General features: G+C 70.5%; 17 protein-coding genes. 13 read left to right on the forward strand and 4 right to left on the reverse strand.

What is annotated here, in order from left to right; genetic code table 11:
* The 12 genes from infB to purB all read left to right on the forward strand — a co-directional run.
* The coding region (gene infB / locus G4D87_RS14475; RefSeq protein WP_240358283.1) for a translation initiation factor IF-2 at window positions 1-2,581 on the forward strand (2,581 nt) is incomplete at its 5' end.
* A 117-nt stretch (window positions 2,582-2,698) separates the two neighbouring features.
* A complete protein-coding gene (locus G4D87_RS14480; protein WP_163782653.1) occupies window positions 2,699-3,307 on the forward strand; it encodes a DUF503 domain-containing protein in 609 nt (202 codons plus the stop codon).
* On the forward strand, window positions 3,304-3,663 hold the full coding sequence (gene rbfA / locus G4D87_RS14485) for a 30S ribosome-binding factor RbfA (RefSeq protein ID WP_163782654.1): 360 nt from the start codon (window positions 3,304-3,306) through the stop codon (window positions 3,661-3,663). Before G4D87_RS14480 ends, rbfA begins: the two co-directional genes overlap by 4 nt.
* A 32-nt stretch (window positions 3,664-3,695) precedes the next feature.
* Window positions 3,696-4,565, forward strand: coding sequence for a tRNA pseudouridine(55) synthase TruB (gene truB, locus G4D87_RS14490; RefSeq protein ID WP_163782655.1), 870 nt, complete (start codon window positions 3,696-3,698; stop codon window positions 4,563-4,565).
* 186 nt (window positions 4,566-4,751) lie between these two features.
* The gene (rpsO, locus tag G4D87_RS14495) at window positions 4,752-5,021 is read left to right on the forward strand and encodes a 30S ribosomal protein S15 (protein ID WP_011552156.1); all 270 of its coding nucleotides are present in this window, start codon (window positions 4,752-4,754) and stop codon (window positions 5,019-5,021) included.
* A 383-nt stretch (window positions 5,022-5,404) separates the two neighbouring features.
* The gene (gene pnp, locus G4D87_RS14500) at window positions 5,405-7,579 is read left to right on the forward strand and encodes a polyribonucleotide nucleotidyltransferase (protein ID WP_163782656.1); all 2,175 of its coding nucleotides are present in this window, start codon (window positions 5,405-5,407) and stop codon (window positions 7,577-7,579) included.
* Window positions 7,580-7,738: 159 nt separating this feature from the next.
* Window positions 7,739-8,536, forward strand: a complete 798-nt coding sequence (locus G4D87_RS14505; RefSeq protein WP_163782657.1) for a hypothetical protein — start codon at window positions 7,739-7,741, stop codon at window positions 8,534-8,536.
* 6 nt (window positions 8,537-8,542) lie between these two features.
* Window positions 8,543-9,553, forward strand: a complete 1,011-nt coding sequence (locus tag G4D87_RS14510) for a M23 family metallopeptidase (protein WP_205507582.1) — start codon at window positions 8,543-8,545, stop codon at window positions 9,551-9,553.
* Between the two features lie 67 nt (window positions 9,554-9,620).
* The gene (gene dut / locus G4D87_RS14515; protein ID WP_163782659.1) at window positions 9,621-10,076 is read left to right on the forward strand and encodes a dUTP diphosphatase; all 456 of its coding nucleotides are present in this window, start codon (window positions 9,621-9,623) and stop codon (window positions 10,074-10,076) included.
* A 108-nt stretch (window positions 10,077-10,184) separates the two neighbouring features.
* Window positions 10,185-12,698, forward strand: coding sequence for a bifunctional serine/threonine-protein kinase/formylglycine-generating enzyme family protein (locus G4D87_RS14520; RefSeq protein WP_163782660.1), 2,514 nt, complete (start codon window positions 10,185-10,187; stop codon window positions 12,696-12,698).
* On the forward strand, window positions 12,695-13,639 hold the full coding sequence (locus G4D87_RS14525) for an ABC transporter substrate-binding protein (RefSeq protein WP_205507583.1): 945 nt from the start codon (window positions 12,695-12,697) through the stop codon (window positions 13,637-13,639). The genes G4D87_RS14520 and G4D87_RS14525 overlap by 4 nt, the downstream gene beginning before the upstream one ends.
* A complete protein-coding gene (purB, locus tag G4D87_RS14530; RefSeq protein ID WP_163782661.1) occupies window positions 13,636-14,949 on the forward strand; it encodes an adenylosuccinate lyase in 1,314 nt (437 codons plus the stop codon). The genes G4D87_RS14525 and purB overlap by 4 nt, the downstream gene beginning before the upstream one ends.
* 27 nt (window positions 14,950-14,976) lie before the next feature.
* On the opposite strand, the gene G4D87_RS14535 is transcribed toward purB, so the two are convergent.
* Both G4D87_RS14535 and G4D87_RS14540 read right to left on the reverse strand, forming a co-directional pair.
* Window positions 14,977-15,936 carry a phosphoribosylaminoimidazolesuccinocarboxamide synthase gene (locus tag G4D87_RS14535; RefSeq protein ID WP_163782662.1) on the reverse strand — a complete coding sequence of 320 codons (960 nt, stop codon included), beginning with the start codon at window positions 15,934-15,936 and terminating at the stop codon, window positions 14,977-14,979.
* Between the two features lie 69 nt (window positions 15,937-16,005).
* Window positions 16,006-16,593 (reverse strand): hypothetical protein, encoded by a 588-nt coding sequence (locus tag G4D87_RS14540; protein WP_176409803.1) that lies wholly within the window; start codon window positions 16,591-16,593, stop codon window positions 16,006-16,008.
* A 51-nt stretch (window positions 16,594-16,644) separates the two neighbouring features.
* Here G4D87_RS14540 and G4D87_RS14545 point away from each other — a divergent pair, with 51 nt between their 5' ends.
* The gene (locus G4D87_RS14545; RefSeq protein WP_163782664.1) at window positions 16,645-17,376 is read left to right on the forward strand and encodes an RNA methyltransferase; all 732 of its coding nucleotides are present in this window, start codon (window positions 16,645-16,647) and stop codon (window positions 17,374-17,376) included.
* Window positions 17,377-17,413: 37 nt separating this feature from the next.
* Here G4D87_RS14545 and G4D87_RS14550 read toward each other — a convergent pair whose 3' ends face one another.
* The gene (locus G4D87_RS14550) at window positions 17,414-17,680 is read right to left on the reverse strand and encodes a vegetative protein (RefSeq protein ID WP_163782665.1); all 267 of its coding nucleotides are present in this window, start codon (window positions 17,678-17,680) and stop codon (window positions 17,414-17,416) included.
* 154 nt (window positions 17,681-17,834) lie between these two features.
* Window positions 17,835-19,094 (reverse strand): S1C family serine protease, encoded by a 1,260-nt coding sequence (locus G4D87_RS14555; RefSeq protein ID WP_163782666.1) that lies wholly within the window; start codon window positions 19,092-19,094, stop codon window positions 17,835-17,837.
* Window positions 19,095-19,117: the final 23 nt, after the last annotated feature.

A 19,117-nucleotide genomic window follows, 5' to 3' on the forward strand; every position in this document is an offset into this window, starting at 1 on the left:
GAGCACCACCTTGCCCCAACCCCCCCCACGCTCACCGGTACCGCCGGCAGTCCGGACGTCTCCGAGCACTCCTTCGTCCGCGACCGTCGTCTCCCGGGGCCCCGCGCCTGGCTACCAGCAGCGTGGTGGACCCGGTGGTGGTCGTCCGGGTGGCCCGGGTGGTCCGGGTGGCCGTCCCGGTGGTCCGGGCGGCCCGGGGGGGCGCCCCGGTGGTCCGGGTGGCCCCGGTGGCCGTCCCGGTGGTCCGGGTGGCCCGGGTGGCCGTCCCGGTGGTCCGGGTGGGCGTCCGTCCTACCAGGGACCGGGCTCCTACCAGGGCGCCGGGCGTCCCGGTCAGGGCCCGGTGCGTCCGACCGCGGCGCCCGGCACGGGTGTGCAGGCCTCGGCCTCGGCCTCGCCGACGCCGCAGGGCCCCACCATCATGGTCGGCGGCGTGCCGCACGCCCAGGTGTCGCCCACGGGCGCGGCCCGTCCCACGGCGACCCAGGCCGTCGTCATCTCGCGCCCGCTCATCCAGGTGCGCCGCGTGACGCCCACGGCCGGTCAGGCCAAGCAGTACCCCATGGCGCCGGGCCGCACGGGCATCCCCGAGCGGCGTGAGTACAAGGTCGTCCCCGACCACCTGGGTCGCGGCCGCGAGCTGGTGGACGTCTCCAAGAACAAGGAGCGTGGCCAGCGCAAGCGCACCACCGGTGATACGCAGAGCGTGTCCAAGCAGGAACTGACGGACATGGTCTGGGGCCGCGTCACCATCCCCATCCGTGGCAAGAAGCGCAAGCCCACGAAGAAGGGTGCCAAGACGCAGATCACCCAGATGGCCGAGGAGAAGAAGGTCATCAAGCTGCAGGAGGGCATCTCCGTGTCCGACCTGGGCCAGCGCATGGGTGTGCGCAGCGCCGAGCTCATCAAGAAGCTGATGGGCATGGGGAAGATGGCCACGGCCAACCAGATGGTGGACGCGGACACCGCGGAGATGGTCGCCGGCGACTACGGCTGGAAGATCGACCGCGTCGGCTTCGAGGTGGAGGACTACCTGCCCGAGGTGGAGGTCCGTCCCGAGAACGAGCGTCCCCGTCCGCCGGTCGTCACCATCATGGGCCACGTCGACCACGGAAAGACGAGCCTCCTGGACGCCATCCGGAAGGCCAACGTCGCGATGGGCGAGGCGGGTGGCATCACCCAGCACATCGGCGCGTACAGCATCACCACCGCGCGGGGTGACGTGACGTTCCTCGACACGCCGGGCCACGAGGCCTTCACGTCCATGCGCGCCCGTGGCGCCGACGTGACGGACATCGTGGTGCTGGTGGTGGCCGCGGACGACGGCGTGATGCCCCAGACGGTGGAGGCCATCAAGCACGCGAAGGCGGCGGAGGTTCCCATCGTCGTCGCCATCAACAAGATGGACGTGCCGGGCGCGAACCTGGACCGCGTGAAGAAGGACCTGGCCACCCACGAGCTCGTGCCGGAAGAGTGGGGCGGGGAGACCATCATGGTTCCCGTCTCCGCGAAGACGAAGGAGAACCTGGAGCTCCTGCTGGAGAACCTGGCCCTCCAGGCCGAGGTGCTCGAGCTGACCTCCAACCCGAGCCGTCCGTCGGTGGGCGCCATCATCGAGGCCAAGCTGGACCGCGGCCGTGGCCCGGTCGCCACGGTGCTGGTGCAGGAAGGCACGCTGAAGCTGGGTGACGCCGTCGTCACCGGCTCGCACTACGGCCGCGTCCGCGCGATGACGAACAGCCGCGGCGAGCAGGTGAAGGAAGTGAAGCCGGGCTACTGCGCCGAGGTCGTCGGCCTGTCCGGTGTGCCGAGCGCGGGTGACGCCATCAACGTGGTGGCGGACGAGAAGGCGGCCAAGCAGATCGCCGAGCACCGCAACATGAAGGAGCGGCAGACCGAGCTGTCCAAGGTCAGCCGCGAGTCCCTGGAGCAGCTGTTCGCCAAGACGAAGGCGGGCGGCGGTCCCAAGGAGCTGCGCGTCGTCATCAAGGCGGACGTGCAGGGCTCGGCCGAGGCCGTCAAGCAGGCCGTCCAGAAGCTCACCACCCACAAGGTCAGGGTGGAGGTGGTCCACTCCGGTGTGGGCGCCATCACCGAGGGCGACGTGATGCGGGCGGCGGCCTCCAAGGGCGTCGTGCTGGGCTTCAACGTCAACCCCGAGTCCGGGGCGGAGGCGGCGGCCAAGGCCCAGGAAGTGGTGCTCAAGAGCTACTCCATCATCTACGAGCTCATCGACGGCGTGCGCAACGAGATGGAGGGGCTGCTGGAGCCCATCCGCACCGAGCGCAAGCTGGGCCGTGCGGAGGTGCGCAACACCTTCAACGTGCCGCGGCTGGGCACCATCGCCGGTGCGGCGGTGCTGGACGGTGTCATGAAGCGCGGCGCCTTCGTCCGCCTCATGCGCGAGAACAAGCAGCTGTTCTCCGGGAAGATGGCGTCGCTGCGGCGCTTCAAGGACGACGTCAAGGAAGTCGCGCAGGGCTTCGAGTGCGGTATCGGCATCGAGAGCTTCAACGACCTCAAGCCGGGCGACATCATCGAGGCCTACGAGATCGAAGAGACTCGGCAGAGCCTCGCCTAGTTGCAGGAGAGTCCCGGCGCCTCCCGAAACCCTGGGAAGACCCCATCTTCCCAGGGTGCTGATGCCCGGGTTGCCACCGCCTTCGGGCGGGGCTACCCGTGGCAATGGGGGACTTTTATGTTCGTAGGTGTCGCACGCCTCACCCTGCAGATTCCGGACAGCGGCTCGCTGAAGTCCAAGCGGCAGGTGCTCCGCCGGGTGACGGACCGGCTCAAGGCCCGCTTCAACGTGGCGGTGGCCGAGGTCGATGACCAGGACCTCTGGCAGAAGGCCTCGCTGGCGCTCGCGGTGGTGGGCAACGAGCGTCGCCACGTGGACGAGCAGCTGGAGAAGGTCATCCACTTCGTCGAGGAGATGTATGTCGCCCCGCTGTTGTCGCGGGAGACGGAAATCCTCGGCTTCGGGGATCAGCTCTTCGCGAGTGGCCAGGCGGCCTCGCGAGGTTCCTTCTCGGCGCGGGCCGTTGATGAGGGCGCGGAGGAGTTGGACCTTTCCCCGGAGCAGGCGGCGGCGCAGTCGGAGGCCGCCATTGCCCGCTTCATGCGCGGCGAGCGTGGCTCGCTCGCGGAGGCGGAGGGGTTGGGAGAGTGGGAAAGCCGCCATGAAGGCGGCATGGACGGCGGCACGGGCCGCCCGTCTCCGTCGAGCGGTGGACGGATGACGTTCGACGAGGCGCGGGCTCGGGCCCGTTCCCTGCGCAACCCGCGAGACTGGGAGAAGAAATGACGACGCATTCCCGACCGGAGCGCGTGGGGCAGGAAATCCAGGCGGCCATTGGTGACTTGCTCACCCGGGGCATGCTGAGGGACCCGCGCATCGGCTTCATCACCATCACAGGCGTGAAGGTCTCCCCGGACCTTCGCGTGGCCCGTGTCTTCTATTCGATGATGGGCAGCGAGCAGGAGCGGGCGGACACGCAGCAGGGCCTGGAAGCCGCCAAGGGCTTCGTGCGCCGCGAGGTGACGTCCGCCGTCAACCTGCGCGTGTCGCCGGAAATCTTCTTCTCCTTCGACGAATCGGTGGGCGAAGGTGACAAGATTGACCGGCTGCTGCGCGAGGTCCGCAACAAGGAAGGCTGGTAGGTCCAGCCCTGGGCCTCCACGATTGGCGTGCCATGGACGGCGTCCTCGTCATTGACAAGCCCACCGGCCCCACGTCGTTCGACGTGGTCCGCCAGGTGCGTTCGCTGCTTCGCCTGAAGAAGGTGGGCCACACGGGGACGCTGGACCCGCTGGCCACCGGAGTGCTGCCGCTCTGCCTGGGGGAAGCCACCAAGGTCGCGGGCTTCATCACCGAGGGAGACAAGGCCTACGACGCCACGGTGCGTCTGGGCTCGGAGACGGACACCCTGGACGCGCAAGGGCAGGTGACGGCGCAGGCGCCCGTGCCGGCCCTGACGCCCGCCCTGATTGAGGCCGCGCTGGCGCGCTTCCGGGGCACCTTCGACCAGATTCCGCCCATGTATTCGGCGGTCAAGGTGGGTGGGAAGCGGCTCTACGAGCTGGCCCGTGCGGGCGAGGAAGTGGAGCGCGCCGCCCGCCAGGTGACGGTGTACGAGCTGGTGCTGCGCGACTTCTCCGCGGAGCGCCTGCAGCTGTCGGTGCGCTGCTCCAAGGGCTTCTTCGTGCGCACCCTGGCCCAGGAGGTGGGCCGGGCGCTGGGCTGTGGTGCCCACCTGGAGGCGCTGCGGCGCACCGCCAGTGGTCCCTTCTGCCTGGCGCAGGCGCTGCCGCTGGCGGACGTGCCGGCGCTGCTGAAGGAGGGCGCGCTGGCCAGTCGGCTGATGACCATGTCGCAGGCGCTGGTGGACCTGCCGGAGGTGCGGGTGAGCGCCGCCGACGCCAGGCGCGTCTCCCACGGCGTCCCGGTGGAGGTCCCCGCTGGGAAGGCCGGACGGGTGCGCGTCATGGGCCCGGATGACGCGCTGCTGGCGGTGGCCGAAGTGGCGGGTGGCCGCCTGCGCTACCTGCGCGTCCTGGTGTAACGCCGGGATTTTTCTCGGGGTTGTGGCTGTACGTCTCCTCACGGGCAGGCGTCGATGGTTGACCCCACGGGGGGTGAAGCTTATAAGCCCCCCCGCTCGTTAGAAGGATGCACCCGGTCTGTACCCCTCCGCGGACCGTGGTGACGCGAGCAGCAACCTCCACCGGAGCGGGCAAGGAAGCGCCTCATGTCGCTGCACCAGGAGCGTAAGTCGGAGCTGGTGTCGAAGTTCCGGACCCACGAGTCGGACACGGGTTCCCCCGAGGTCCAGGTGGCGCTGCTGTCCGAGCGCATCACCATGCTCACCGAGCACTTCAAGACGCACAAGAAGGACCACCACTCCCGCCGCGGTCTGCTGAAGCTGGTCGGTCAGCGCCGCCGCCTGCTGGACTACCTGAAGTCCAAGGACGTCGCGCGGTACAAGAAGCTCATCGACGGCCTCGGCATCCGCAAGTAGGCAGTTGAGCAGGACCGGGGCGCTGGCAGAAACCAGCGCCCCGCGCGTTTAAGACATAGGCAGTCATGCTGTGAAGTGAAGCAGTCGAAGCGCGGTGGGTGGAGGCGGGCAAGGGAGTGGTGGCTGCGGAGGTTTTGGTTTCCGTTCGGAGGGGCTGACCGGGGTCGGCCCCTGCGACCAGGGATCAAAAGTTCCGAGACATCCCTCCGGCGCTCCGCAAGCGCCCTCCGCAGTACATGCTGGCGGTTGCCTCAACTGGCGCCTGTCTTGAGGCCCTGGTGACCGCTCAAACACCCCGAGGGCCCTCCCGGGGTGCCGGGTCCATTTCTCGGACCGGGTGCGCGCGGTGGGGTCTTCGCCCTGACGAATCCAGAGGCACGGACATGTTGAAGAAGAGCGTCAAGATTGGCGAGAGCGAGCTGAGCATTGAAGTGGGCCGTCTGGCGAAGCAGGCCGACGGCTCCGTGGTGGTCCGCTATGGCGACACCATGCTGCTGGTGACGGCGGTGAGCGCCCGGGAGAAGAAGGACATCGACTTCCTCCCCCTGACGGTGGAGTACCAGGAGAAGCTGTATTCGGCCGGCCGCATCCCCGGCAGCTACTTCAAGCGCGAGGGCCGCCTCACGGAGAAGGAGACGCTGGCCAGCCGCCTGATCGACCGCTCCTGCCGCCCGCTGTTCCCCGAAGGCTACGCGTACGAGACGCAGGTCATCGCCAGCGTCATCTCCTCCGACCCGGAGAACGAGGGTGACATCCACGGCATCACCGGCGCCTCCGCGGCGCTGTGGGTGTCCGACATCCCGTTCGACGGCCCCATCGCCGGCGTCCGCGTGGGCCGCGTCGGCGGTCAGCTGGTGGCCAACCCCACCGCGAAGCAGCGCGAGCAGAGCGACCTGGACCTGATCATGGCGGTGAGCCGCAAGGCCATCGTCATGGTGGAGGGTGGCGCGGAGGAGGTCTCCGAGGCCGACATGGTCGCGGCGCTCGACTTCGGCTTCACGGCGGCGCAGCCCGCGCTGGACCTGCAGGACGAGCTGCGGCGCGAGCTGAAGAAGCAGGTCCGCGCCTTCGACAAGCCCGCCGCCGTGGACGAGGGCCTGCGCGCCAAGGTGCGCGAGCTGGCCATGGACGGCATCAAGGCGGGCTACGGCATCAAGGAGAAGGGCGCGCGCTACGAGGCGCTCGGCAAGACGAAGAAGGAGACGCTCGCCAAGCTCAAGGAGCAGCTGGGCGACGGCTACACCCCGGTGGTGGAGAAGCACGCCAAGTCGGTGGTGGAGGACCTGAAGTACGAGCACATGCGCGAGATGACGGTCAACGGGGGCCGCATCGGCGACCGTGGCCACGACGTGGTCCGTCAGATTACGTGCGAGGTGGGCGTGCTCCCGCGCACCCACGGCAGCGCGGTCTTCACGCGCGGCGAGACGCAGGCGCTCGTGGTCGCCACGCTGGGCACCAGCGATGACGAGCAGCGCCTGGAGATGCTGGGCGGCATGGCGTTCAAGCGCTTCATGCTGCACTACAACTTCCCGCCGTTCAGCGTGAACGAGACGAAGCCGCTGCGGGGCCCGGGCCGCCGTGAAGTCGGCCACGGCGCGCTGGCGGAGCGCGCGCTGCGCAACATGATTCCGAAGAGCGAGTCCTTCCCGTACACGGTGCGCCTGGTGTCGGACATCCTGGAGTCCAACGGCTCCTCGTCCATGGCCTCCGTCTGCGGCGGCACGCTGGCGCTGATGGACGCGGGTGTCCCGCTCAAGGCCCCGGTGGCCGGTATCGCCATGGGCCTGGTGAAGGAGGGCGACAAGATTGCCATCCTCTCCGACATCCTCGGCGACGAGGACCACCTGGGCGACATGGACTTCAAGGTGTGCGGCACCTCGAAGGGCATCACGTCCATCCAGATGGACATCAAGATTACCGGCCTCACGACGGAAATCATGAGCCGCGCGCTGGAGCAGGCGCGTCAGGGCCGCCTCCACATCCTGGGGGAGATGCTCAAGACGCTGGCCGAGTCCCGCAAGGAGATCAGCCAGTACGCGCCGCGCATCACCACCATCCAGATTCGTCCCGAGTTCATCAAGAACGTCATCGGGCCGGGCGGCAAGGTCATCAAGGACATCATCGCCCGCACGGGTGCCGCGATTAACATCGAGGACTCGGGCCGCGTGGACATCGCCAGCGCGAACGGCGACGCCGTGAAGGCCGCCATCGCGATGATTCAGGCGCTGACCCGCGAGGCGGAGATTGGGAAGATCTACACGGGCACGGTGCGCAAGATCGCCGAGTTCGGCGCCTTCGTGGAGCTGTTCCCGGGCACCGACGGCCTCATCCACATCTCCGAGCTGTCCGACAAGCGCGTCAAGAGCGTCTCCGACGTGCTGAACGAGGGCGACGAGGTGCTGGTGAAGGTCGTCAGCATCGACAAGACGGGCAAGATTCGCCTGTCGCGCAAGGAGGCCATGGCGGAGCGGACCGCGCAGCAGGGCGCCGCCGCCGCCGCAAGTGAGGCCGCCGCGCAGCCCGCGCCCGCGCCCACGCAGCCGGACGCCAAGGCCTAGTGCCCGAAAGCCCGGGCTCCCTCACGGAGCGCCCGGCGCTCATGACGCCCCCTTCCGCCACCGCGCGGGAGGGGGTGTTTTCGTTTCGGGCCGGGGTGGCTTAGACACTTCCGGACGGGCCGTGCGTTGAGGTGCGAGCCCCATCCGCAAGGAGGCTGTTTGCCACCTCGACCCCCGCCTGCGTCGTCGTCCACGCCCTTCCTGGCGGACGTCTCCCGTTTCCTAGGGGCCTTCCGCTGGGCGTTCATGCCGCTGGGGCTGGTCGCGTTGGTGGCGGTGGGGGTGCACTCGGCGGCGGACACGCTGGATGAACGATTGCTGGCGCTGGTGGACCGGGTGGACGCGGGCTTCGACGCGCTCGTGGGCCGCTACGCGCTGACGGCGCCCCTGGTGGAGTGGGTGTCGCTGGAGCAGCGCACCCGGATTGCGCGCTTCCTCGCGCTCGCGTGGGAGCTGGCGGCGGACGTGGTGCTGGCGCTGCCCGCGCTGGGCTACCGCGAGGCGGCCGCACCGGCTCCGGCGGAGGCGTGGCGCGCGGTGCTGGAGCCCCAGCAGGCCGCGCGTCCCACGTGGCGGCAGCTGGGGTCGCGGTGTCTGCGCAAGCCCACGCCCATGCGGTGGCTGCGGCCTCTGGCGACGGCGGCCGTGGCGCTGGCGGGCGCGTGCGCGGTGGCCCGGCTCATCCAGGGCTCGGTGTACCTCTCCTGGCGAGAGCTCTTCGGCGACAGCGCGGCGGACGTGGTGGCCCGGGTGCTGGCGGTGGCCTCGCTGGTGGGCGTCCTGGTTTCGCTCGGGTGGCGCGCGGTGCTGCGCAACCTCCAACACGCGGACGCGGTGTGTGAGGACGCCGGGGGCAGGGCGGCCTTGCGGCGCGGGCTCTTGGGTTGCGCGGTGGTGGTGCCGCTGGCCGTTGCGGCGGTGGTGGATGCGACGCCCTTGCTGTCTTTCTTCCGGTAGGTGCCCATGTTCCCGCGCCAGGCGAAAGGACTGCTGGACTTCTGCATGGCGGCGCTGTGCTTGTGGGCCGCGTACCACCACACGCCCGCGGGCGCGCTGGTGCGCAAGGCCACGGCCTGGGCCACGGGGACGCGCAGCACCGCGCGGCCCCTGCTCGCGTACTACGACGGCGTCAGTGGCACCTCGTTGTCGGCGCCACTGGTGGCTCCCGACGTGCCCCTGTCGCGGGCCCTCACGGACGCGGAGGCCCTGGCCTGGGGAACCCACCTGGCGCTCAAGGGCGCCCAGGCGAAGGCCCGCAAGCCCGCGCTGGAGCTGGCGGCGGAGCTGGGCATCCCCGCCGCGTCGCTGTTGGACTCGCAGGCGGGCCCGGTGGCCGCGCGCGGCCTGCACACGGCGCTGTCCAAGGACTTTCCAGGAGCGGAGGCCCGGCTCACGGCGCTCTTCGCGGGCCGAGTCCCCGCGCGCTACGCGCTGGAGCGGGTGGCGGCGGAGGGTGGGGCGCCCACGCTGGAGCGCCTGTCGGGGCAGCTCCCGCCGGGCTTCGAGGACGCGTCCGTGGGCGCCGCACAGGCCCTGGCGCTGGCCACCGCCTTCGGACTGGCGTGGCCCGTCCATGAGAGCGCGCGGGTGACGAGTCCCTTCGGCGAGCGCTACCACCCGGTGCTGGGGCGCCGGAAGCTGCACACCGGCGTGGACCTGGGCGTGCCGGTGGGGACGCCCGTGGTGGCGGTGGCGGACGGCGTCGTCCGGCGTGCCAGCGAGGACGCCGTGAATGGCCGCGTGCTGGTGGTGGACCACGGGCGGGGCGTGACGACGGCGTACTGTCACAACTCGGAGCTGCTGGTGAAGGTGGGACAGCGCGTGAGCCGGGGAGAACGGGTGGCGCATTCGGGCAACACGGGCCGCTCCACCGGTCCCCACCTGCACTACCAGCTGGAGCTGGCGGCGCGGCCCATGGACCCGCTGAAGTTCCGCACCGCCTTGCGGTCCGTGGCGAAGGGCGCCGCGCCATGAGGCCTGACGCTCCAGGTTGTCACGCCGCCGTGGCACGAGGCGGCGGCAGCTGTGTTAGTCCCAGCGCATGTCTTCCCCCCTCACGGTGAAGGTGCGCCGCGTGCGCACCCATGCGGAGCCCCTGCCACTTCCCCGCTACGAGACGGCACTGGCCGCGGGCCTGGACCTGCGCGCGGACATCGACGGGGAGCGGGTGCTGGGGCCCCTGGAGCGGCTGGCGGTGCCCACCGGGCTCGCGCTCGCGCTACCCGCTGGGTACGAAGGGCAGGTGCGTCCGCGCTCGGGCCTGGCGTTGCGGCATGGCGTCACCCTCCTCAACGCGCCGGGGACGGTGGACGCGGATTACCGGGGAGAGGTGCAGGTCATCCTCGTCAACCTCTCCAACGAGCCCTTCACCCTGCGTCGGGGCGACCGCGTGGCCCAACTGGTGGTGGCCGCCGTGCCACCCGTCGCCCTCCAGGAGGTGGAGGTACTGGAGGAAACCTCCCGGGGTGGAAATGGCTTTGGGTCCACGGGCCGCTAGTCGCTGACTTCCGCGCTCGGCGTTCCTTGATGACAGGGGAGCGTGCAGAATAAGAGGCTGGGCTTCCCCCGAGGTGGCCCCCCGACTGCCTCCTGGAGTACGCCAGCTTTGCTCTGCTACCGCTGCGGCAGCCTCGTTCCTGCCTCCCAAGACACCTGTCCCACCTGTGGGCTGAAGCACGATGCCGCGGCGCGTCCTCCCGCCGGGGCGGCTCGCCGGCGCAACGCGGACGGCGCACCCTACAAGCCAGGGGACGTCGTCGCCGGCCGCTACGCCATCCAGGAAGTGGTGGGCTCCGGACCCATGGGCTTCGTCTTCCGGGCCCAGGACGAGGAGATTGACGTCGAAGTGGCGCTCAAGGCCGTGCACCCGCGCCTGGTGCAGCAGCCCGAGGAGCGCATGCAGTTTTCGCTGTCCATGCGCGTGGCCAAGAAGCTCAACCATCCGAACCTCCTGCGTGTGTACGAGGAGGGCGTGGATGGGGACCGGCCCTTCATTACCCTGCAGCTGCTGGAGGGCATGACGCTGCGCCGGATGATGGAGCAGCGCACCGCGCGGGGGCAGCTCTTCTCGCTGAAGGAAGTGGAGCCGCTGCTGTCGCAGATGGCGGCCGCCTTGGACGCGGCGCATCGCTTCGGGCCGCACTCCGACCTCAAGCCGGAGAACGTCATCGTCCTGCCGGACCTGCTCAAGGTGACGGACTACGGCCTGGGGCTGGCCGTGCCACACCTGCCCTTCGTGCAGGCCCAGAAGGGGCAGCGCGCGGACGTCTACATCGCGCCGGAGTACGTGGGCGGGGGCGAGCTGGACACGCGCATGGACGTGTACTCGCTCGCGGTCATCGTGGGGGAGCTGCTCACCGGGCTCGTGCCCGAGGACGGCGTCATCCCCGGCCTGACGATGCACCACCCGGACCTGCCGACCTCCATCGAGGCGCTGTACCGGCGCGCGCTCAACTTCAACCCGCTGGCCCGTCCGAAGACGGCGGGTGAGTTCCTCACCGAGTTCTCCAACATCCTGGCGCGCACGCCGGCCGCGGTGGTGTCGCGCGCGCGGAGCCTCCCGGCCCCTCCGGGCTCGTCGGCCGCGAACACCGCGAGGCAGGCGGCGAGGCCTCCGCCTCCGGTGCCCACGGGCATGCTCCCGGCCGTGCAGGAGGAGGACCTGCCTCCTCCGCCCGGTGTCGCCGCGCCCAGTCCGCCCGCGTCCATTCCGGATCTGCCGCCGCCGGATGCCACGCAGCCGCTGGATGCGGCGTCGCTGGCCGCCATCATGGGCCGAGGCAAGCCCGCGTCTGCGTCCGCGCCGCAGCACCTGACGGAGCAGGCGCTGCCCTTCATCGCGCCGCCCGTCGCCGCGAAGGCGGCACCCTCGGCGCAGGGGAGCGCTTCGCGGCCCGTGTCGTCTCCGCCCGCGCCCTCCCGGTCCGCGCCGGCGCGCAAGGACTCCGAGGACGCCAGCGAGCGTGGCGCCGCGTCCGCGCAGGAGTCCGAGGCCGCGCTGAGCCGCTCCGCCGCGCCCACGCAGGTGGACGCCCCCGCGGTGACGGATGGCCGCTCCAGCGCGATGACCCTGGACGAGGCACCCGCCGTGCCCGCGGGCCGCCCCGCCGCGCCCACGCTGGACGCCGCGCCCGCGGTGGGCCGCTCCCGTTCACGGGCTCGCGACGGCGCGGAAGGCGGCGCCGAGGACACCGGCAGCCGTGGCCGCGGCCGTGCCTCCGAGGACTCCAATCTTCGCACCCGCCGCCGGGGTTCGGAGGTGTCGGACCCGGGCGCTCGCTCCGGCGCGAAGCGGGGTGAAGCGTCGGAAGGCTCCAGCGCTCGCGCCGCGCCTCGCGGAGCCGTGCTCACCAGGTCCGCCACGCGCGCGGCGAAGCCCCAGCGCTCCATGCTGAGGCTGGCGCTGCTCGTCCTCGGCTGCCTGGCGTTGGGCGCGGGCGGGGGCTTCCTGGCCATCAAGGCGCTGCAGAAGTCCGGAGGGCAGGGGGCTCGTGGTCAGGCGCCTGCCGCCGGGGCCGGTGGCGCGGCCGCGGTAGCGGCCCCCGTGGGGGGATGCCCCGCGGGCATGCGGCTGGTGAGTGGCGGGGCCTTCAAGATGGGCCGGAGCGACGACGACGCACTGGCCAGCCCGGACGAGCGCCCCGTCGCGAGCATCCAGGTGTCTTCCTTCTGCGTGGATGAGTACGAATTCCCCAACCAGGCTGGCGCGATGCCGAAGGTGGCAGTGGCCTGGGAAGAGGCGCGGGGAGCGTGCGAGCGCGAGGGCAAGCGGCTCTGCACGGAAGAGGAATGGGAGAAGGCATGCAAGGGCCCCGGCAACTCGCGGTTCCCCTTCGGCGAGGAGCAGGCCGTGGGCGCGTGCAACACCGCGGCGAGCTCCGGGGGACTGGCGGTCTCCGGGCGCTTCGCGCGGTGCAAGTCGGGCTACGCGGTGATGGACCTGGCGGGCAACGCGGCGGAGTGGACGGCCACCCGCTGGGGCGGCCAGGGCTACGCGCTGAAGGGCGGCGCCTTCGACCAGCCGGACCCGGCGTCACGCTGCTCGGCGCGGAGCAACGGCGTGCCCACGGAGCGCTCGAAGGCGGTGGGCTTCCGCTGCTGCGCGAGCGTGCGGCAATGAGGGGCTGCGTCGCCGCGCTCCTCGTCGCGCTGCTGCCGGCGGTGGCCGGGGCGCAGCAGCCGGCCCGCCCCCGCGTGGTGGCGGTGAAGTCCGCCCACCTGGCGCCGTATGCCTCCGTCATCGCCGGGTTCGCGGCGGAGGCCCGGGCGGACGTGCAGGAGGTCATGCTGGACGAAAGCGCGGGCGCGGCCGCGCGGCTCTTCAAGAAGCTGGCGGCGCAGAAGCCCGCGTTGGTGCTGGCCCTGGGGCCCCTGGCCGCCAACGCCGCCCGGCGCTCGCTGGGCGAGGACGTGCCCGTCCTCTTCGCCATGGTGCCCTACTACGAGAAGTACGGCCTGGACGGCGCCAACGTCACCGGCATCTCCCTCACCAGCGACATGGGGCCGGAGCTGGAGGCGCTGAAGGCCGTGTCGCCGAAGGTGAAGCGCGTGGGCATCCTGCATGACCCGCGGTTCTCCGCGGCGACGGTGACGCAGGCCCGCGCGGCGGCGGCCTCGAAGGGCATGTCCATCCTCCCGCTGGAAATGAAGGCGGGGGGCCGGGCGGAGAAGGCGCTGGACGGCGCGGTGGGCAAGGTGGACGCGCTGCTGATGGTGGCGGACAAGACGGTGGGCAACGCGGCCGTCGTCCAGGCGCTCATCGCCTTCGCGACGGCGCACCGGGTGCCGCTGGCCGCGCTGACGCCCAGCCAGGTGAAGGAAGGGGCCACGCTGGCGCTCTCGCCCAGCCCCACGGCCATTGGCCAGCAGGCCGGGCGGCTGGCCAACCGCATCATCCACGAGAAGGTGAATCCAGGAGCGCTGGCGGTGGTTCAGCCCGAGGGGCTGGACTTGTCTCTCAATCTCACCGCCGCCAGGAAGTTGGGTCCGTCCTCCGACGCCGTGCTGGAACTCCTCCGGCTCGCGGCGCGGCGGGACTTTGCCGTGAAGGTCTACGAGTGATTCCGCGATACAGCCGTCAGGAGATGTCCTCCCTCTGGTCCGATGAGGCCCGTTACAGCCGTTGGCGCGACGTGGAGCTCGCCGCCCTGGAGGGCATGGTGGAGGCCGGGCTGGCGCCCCGCGAGGCGCTGCGGGACTGCCTTGCTCGCGCGGGCGACTTCACGCCCGAGGACGCGGCGAAAATCGAGGAGATTGAGCGCACCACCAAGCACGACGTCATCGCCTTCCTCACCTTCATGGAGGAGCGGGTGGGGCCCAGCGCGCGCTGGCTGCACCTGGGCATGACGTCGTCGGACGTGCTGGACACGTCGCTGGCGCTCACGCTGCGCGACGCGCTGGACCTCATCCTGAAGGATGTGGACCGCGTCATGGCCGCGGTGGAGAAGCGCGCCTTCGAGCACAAGCACACGCTGCAGATGGGCCGCAGCCACGGCATCCACGCGGAGCCCATCACCTTCGGCCACAAGCTGGCCATCTGGTACGACGAGCTGCGCCGCGCCCGCACGCGCCTGGAGCACGCGCGTGAGAGCATCGCCGTGGGGAAGATTTCCGGCGCGGTGGGCACCTTCGCGCACCTTCCGCCCGCGGTGGAGGAGCACGTCTGCCGCAAGCTGGGCCTCAAGCCCGCGCCGGCCTCCAGCCAGGTGGTGCAGCGAGACCGGCACGCGGAGTTCTTCACCGCGCTGGCGCTGCTGGGCTCGAGCATCGAGAAGTTCGCCGTGGAGATTCGCCACCTCCAGCGCACCGAGGTGCGCGAGGCGGAGGAGCCCTTCACCGCGGGGCAGAAGGGCTCCAGCGCCATGCCGCACAAGCGCAACCCGATTCTGTCGGAGAACCTCACCGGCCTGGCGCGCCTGCTGCGCGGCTACGCGGTGAGCGCCATGGAGGACGTGGCGCTGTGGCACGAGCGGGACATCTCCCACTCCTCCGTGGAGCGCGTCATCGGCCCGGACGCCACCATCCTCGCGGACTTCATGCTCATCCGCTTCGCGCGGCTGATGGAGGACCTGCGCGTCTACCCGGAGCAGATGAAGAAGAACCTGGACCTGCTGGGCGGCGTGGTGAACTCGCAGCGCCTCCTGTTGGAGCTGGCGCGCAAGGGCATGGACCGGCAGGCCGCCTACGTCATCGTCCAGCGCAACGCGATGAAGCTGTACGAGGAAGGCCTCGACTTCCGGCAGGCCCTGCTCGCGGACGAGGACCTGCGGAAGATGATGACGCCCGAGGAGATTTCCGACTGCTTCTCCCCGGGCTACCACACGCGCCACATGGACGACGTCTTCCAGCGCGTCTTCGGCCGGAGCGCGTAGGCGCCCCGTGCCGGTGCCGGAGGAGGGCTACTTCAGGTAGCCCTTCTCACGCAGGTTGCGCTCGATGCGGGCCTTCACGTCGCCCGGCTCCAGCGTCAGCGGCGCGCCCGTTATCTGCTCGTAGGCGGCCACGTACTTCGCGGCCAGGTCCACGCGCACGTCATCGGGGATGGGCGGCGGCGTGCCCTGGCCGGAGAAGTTCCGCTCGCGGATGAGCCACTGGCGGATGTTCTCCTTGTCCAGCATGCGCTGCGCTTCGCCCTTCGCGAAGCGCGCCTCGTACTCGTCCGCCACCCAGTAGCGGCTGGAGTCCGGGGTGTGCATCTCGTCGATGACGTAGAGCGTGTCGCCCACCTTGCCGAACTCGTACTTGGTGTCCACGAGGATGAGCCCGCGGGAGCGCGCCCACCTCTGCCCTTCGGCGAAGAGGCCCAGCGCGGCCTCGGAGATGCGCGCCCAGTCACGAGGCGTGGCCAGGCCCCGCGCCAGCAGCGCCTCCTCGGAGATGGGCTCGTCGTGCAGGCCGTACTCCGCCTTGGTGGACGGGGTGATGATGGGGGCGGGGAAGGACTCGTCCTGACGCAGGCCGTCCGGGAAGGGCAGGCCGTAGGCGGTGTGCGCGCCCTTCTGGTAGTCGCGCCACAGGCTGCCGGTGAGGTAGCCGCGCACCACCACCTCCACGGCGAAGGGCTGACAGGCGCGCGCCACGGTGACGTTGGCGTCGGGCACGTCCAGCACGTGGTTGGGGACGATGTGCTTCGTGCGCTCGAACCAGAAGGCGGAGAGCCGGTTGAGCACCTCGCCCTTGAAGGGGATGGTGGTGAGGATGTGGTCGAACGCGGACAGGCGGTCCGTCGTCACCAGGATGAGCCGGTCATCCTGCCGGTACGTCTCGCGAACCTTGCCTCGGTAGTGCTGGCCGAGCGCGGGCAGGTCCGTCTGCTGGAGGGTGAGGGGAAGCTGCGCGTGAAGTGCGGAGGTATTCACTGTCGCCTCGCGGCCCCTCTCTCGCGGGAAGGGCGAGAGGCAAGGGGGCCTGACTTGAGGCGCGCGACTCTACTGGAGCGAAGCGGGCAGGGAAGAAGGACCGTACGCCGCTGCCAGGTAGAGGAAAGCTGGGTTGATGCGCAGGATTCCATCCACGTAAGCGACCGCGTATGGCGCGCCCGACGCCCGGTCCACCTGCACCGCGCCGCTGGGCGCGATGCCCCAGTGGGCGAGCAGCGTGCGGGCCACCAGCTCCGCGGCCTCACGCTCGGAGAGGCCCTGGAGGCCCTCTCGGCGGTCATCCGGCCAACGCTCTCCGCCAGACTCGAACACCAGCTCCAGCGGCGCGCCCGCGTCGGGGGCCTGGAACAGGTCCATCTTCGGGTCGAAGCCCGGCGCAGCGAGCAGCTCGCCCTGTCGGCTGACGGGGAAGAGGACCAGGGCCTGGGCCGCCTGCCCGGCCTCGACGACGGACTGCCGGGCCACCTCGCGGAAGAGCTCCAGCCGCGTCGACGAAGACTCGAACTCGAGGAACTCCGGCGGGTTGGTGAGGGCCTGCCGCGCGCTCACCGTGGCACGGACAGGTGCACCGACCTCACCACAGGCGGTGAGGACCGTCACGAGAGAGAGGAGCAACCCAGGGAGCCAGCGACGCATCAACGGGGAATATACCGATCTGCTTCGGGATCAACCAGCTAAACTCAGCGCATGCGGCCAGGGGAGCAGCTCACCGTTGTCCTTCATCAGACCCGTTCAACCGACAACCTCGGCGCCGTGGCCAGAATCATGGCCAACTTCGGGTACTCACGACTGATTTTGTCCGAGCCGGTGCTGAAGTCCATCGAGGGCGCGGAGCGTCTCGCGGTCAAGAGTGACTTCGTCCTGCGGGGCATGGAGGTGATGTCCGACCTGGGCGAAGCGCTGAAGGACTGCGTGTACGCGGTGGGCACGACTTCTCGTACCCAGCTCAAGGGCCGCGCCGTGCTGACGCCGGAGGAGGCCATGCGGCGGCTGGCGGAGGAGAGCGTGCGCGGACGCGTGGCGCTCGTCTTCGGCGGCGAGCAGCGGGGCATGTCCGACGAGGACCTGGCGCGGTGCACGGACGTGCTCGCGATTCCCACGTCGGCGGTGCAGCCGTCCATGAACCTGGCGCAGTCGTCCGCGGTGCTGCTGTACCTCTGCCACCGTCAGGGGCTGACGCCCACGGCCGCGGTGGAGGAGGCGCCGGGCGCGAAGCTGGGCACGCTGGGGGCGCTGGCGAAGCGGATGCGGGACGTCATGCTGCGCGCGGAGTTCCTCAACCCGCAGGCGCCGCAGCACGTGCTGAACGAGCTGGAGCAGACGTTGATGCGAGCGCGGCTGACCCAGCGCGAGGCGGAGCTGTGGCTCACGGCCTTCAAGCACCTGGAGCGCGCGGTGACGCGGGGCGCCTCTCCCTGAGGAAGAGGCCGCCCCGGCGCCGACGGCGAGTCGCGGTCTACGCCGCGTCCTTCTTGAAGGCCTCGCCGTGGTGCTTCTCGCACAGGCCGGCCTTGAACGTCTTCACGCGGCACTCCGGCTTGGAGCAGGTGCGGTAACGGCTGTGCGGCAGGTCGCCCTGGCGCCACTGCTTGTAGTGGAAGTAGCAGTAGTTCTTGGCGCGGTAGGGGCGCTTGCAGCCCTCCACGGTGCACGCCTTCTTGCCATTGCTCTTGGCGAAACGCGGCCAGCTGGTGCGCTTCGGGGTCGTCTGGGCCTCGGCCATTGCGAAACTCTCCTGCGAAACGATGCGAAGTCGCGGCGCCACACCGAGGTGGACCCGCCGCAAGGGTACGGAAAAAGGCGCACTGTCTAGCGCCCATGACCCCCGAACGCAAGGAGGCCGGGAAACCAGGGGTCCACGCGGGCCCTCCCGGACTTCAGGGCGCGGGGGCGTCCTGTCCAGAACCCCCCGTCCCTGGGCCTGCTTCCCCCGAGGGCGGAGCCGCCTGGCGGCTCTTCGAGCGAGGCACCGGCGACAGCAGGTCGTCCAGCACCGGCTGAGGGGCCCCCGCGTGCCGCCCGGGCCCGGTGCTGGCCATGGTGGGCAGGGGCGTCTCCTCGGAGGGCATCTCGTCCAGCTTGAGGGTCAGCTTCATCGGGCGCCCCAGCCGGTGGACCTGGAACTTCACGTCGCGGCCCACGCCCCGGGCGGCCACCTGCCAGCGCAGCGCATGCGCGCGGCGCACGCTCCGCTGGTCCATTCTGACGATGACGTCGCCCACCTGCAGGCCCGCGCGCTCGGCCGGACCGCCTTCGACGATGTCCGTCACCACCACCCCTCGGCCGCGCCGCAGGTTGAAGGCCTCGGCCACCTCGGGCGAGAAGTCCTGCACGCTCATGCCCAGCCACCCGCGGCGCACGCGACCGTGGGCCTTGAGGTGCGGAATCACCGTCTTCGCGATGTCGATGGGGATGGCGAAGCCGATGCCCTGGCCCGCCACGTTGACGGCGTTGGCCACCGCCACCACGTCGCCGTGCAGGTCCAACACCGGCCCGCCGGAGTTGCCCGGGTTGATGGAGGCGTCCATCTGCATGTAGTCGAAGTCGCCGTCCCGCCCGTTGGGCGTCACGTCCGTGCGGCCCATGTAGCTGACCACGCCCACCGTCACCGAGTGCGCCAGCCCGAAGGGGTTGCCGATGACGACAATCCAGTCCGCCGAGCGCACGTGCGACGCGGAGGCCAGCTTCAGCACGGGTAGCTTGCGGGGCGCGGCGATTTTCAGCAGCGCGCAGTCGGTGCGGGCGTCCTCGCCCACGATGATGGCCTCGAACTCCTCCACGTAGCCACGCGGGTGCAGGACGGAGACGATGACCTCCGCCGCGCCCTCCACCACGTGCGCGCTGGTGAGGACGTAGCCGTCCGGATGGATGATGAAGCCGGAGCCGATGCCCTTCTGCGCGTCTTCTCCCGCGGCGGCGGCCTGCATGTCGGCGGCCTGCTGCGTGGTGATGGACACCACGGAGGGCATGGCGCGCCGGGCCACGTCGCTCAGCGTGGAGCGTTGCTTCTGGAGCGCGCGGTTCTGCGACTCCACCCACAGCCGGTTCCGCTCGCGGCCGGTGGCTTGCGCTGGCACCACCAGCGCGCACACCAGCGCGGCGAACAGGATGACACTCTTGCCTCGCGCCCTGCCCATGGCCCCGCCTCCACCCCACCATC

Source organism: Myxococcus vastator (assembly GCF_010894475.1).
Taxonomy (GTDB): Bacteria; Myxococcota; Myxococcia; order Myxococcales; family Myxococcaceae; genus Myxococcus; species Myxococcus vastator.

Excerpts from the sequence above, each read along its gene's own strand:
- G4D87_RS14480 (WP_163782653.1), top strand. The coding sequence starts at position 2,699 with ATGTTCGTAGGTGTCGCACGCCTCACCCTGCAGATTCCGGACAGCGGC.
- rbfA (WP_163782654.1), top strand. The coding sequence starts at position 3,304 with ATGACGACGCATTCCCGACCGGAGCGCGTGGGGCAGGAAATCCAGGCG.
- truB (WP_163782655.1), top strand. The coding sequence starts at position 3,696 with ATGGACGGCGTCCTCGTCATTGACAAGCCCACCGGCCCCACGTCGTTC.
- rpsO (WP_011552156.1), top strand. The coding sequence starts at position 4,752 with ATGTCGCTGCACCAGGAGCGTAAGTCGGAGCTGGTGTCGAAGTTCCGG.
- pnp (WP_163782656.1), top strand. The coding sequence starts at position 5,405 with ATGTTGAAGAAGAGCGTCAAGATTGGCGAGAGCGAGCTGAGCATTGAA.
- G4D87_RS14510 (WP_205507582.1), top strand. The coding sequence starts at position 8,543 with ATGTTCCCGCGCCAGGCGAAAGGACTGCTGGACTTCTGCATGGCGGCG.
- dut (WP_163782659.1), top strand. The coding sequence starts at position 9,621 with ATGTCTTCCCCCCTCACGGTGAAGGTGCGCCGCGTGCGCACCCATGCG.
- G4D87_RS14525 (WP_205507583.1), top strand. The coding sequence starts at position 12,695 with ATGAGGGGCTGCGTCGCCGCGCTCCTCGTCGCGCTGCTGCCGGCGGTG.
- G4D87_RS14540 (WP_176409803.1), bottom strand. The coding sequence starts at position 16,593 with ATGCGTCGCTGGCTCCCTGGGTTGCTCCTCTCTCTCGTGACGGTCCTC.
- G4D87_RS14545 (WP_163782664.1), top strand. The coding sequence starts at position 16,645 with ATGCGGCCAGGGGAGCAGCTCACCGTTGTCCTTCATCAGACCCGTTCA.
- G4D87_RS14550 (WP_163782665.1), bottom strand. The coding sequence starts at position 17,680 with ATGGCCGAGGCCCAGACGACCCCGAAGCGCACCAGCTGGCCGCGTTTC.
- G4D87_RS14555 (WP_163782666.1), bottom strand. The coding sequence starts at position 19,094 with ATGGGCAGGGCGCGAGGCAAGAGTGTCATCCTGTTCGCCGCGCTGGTG.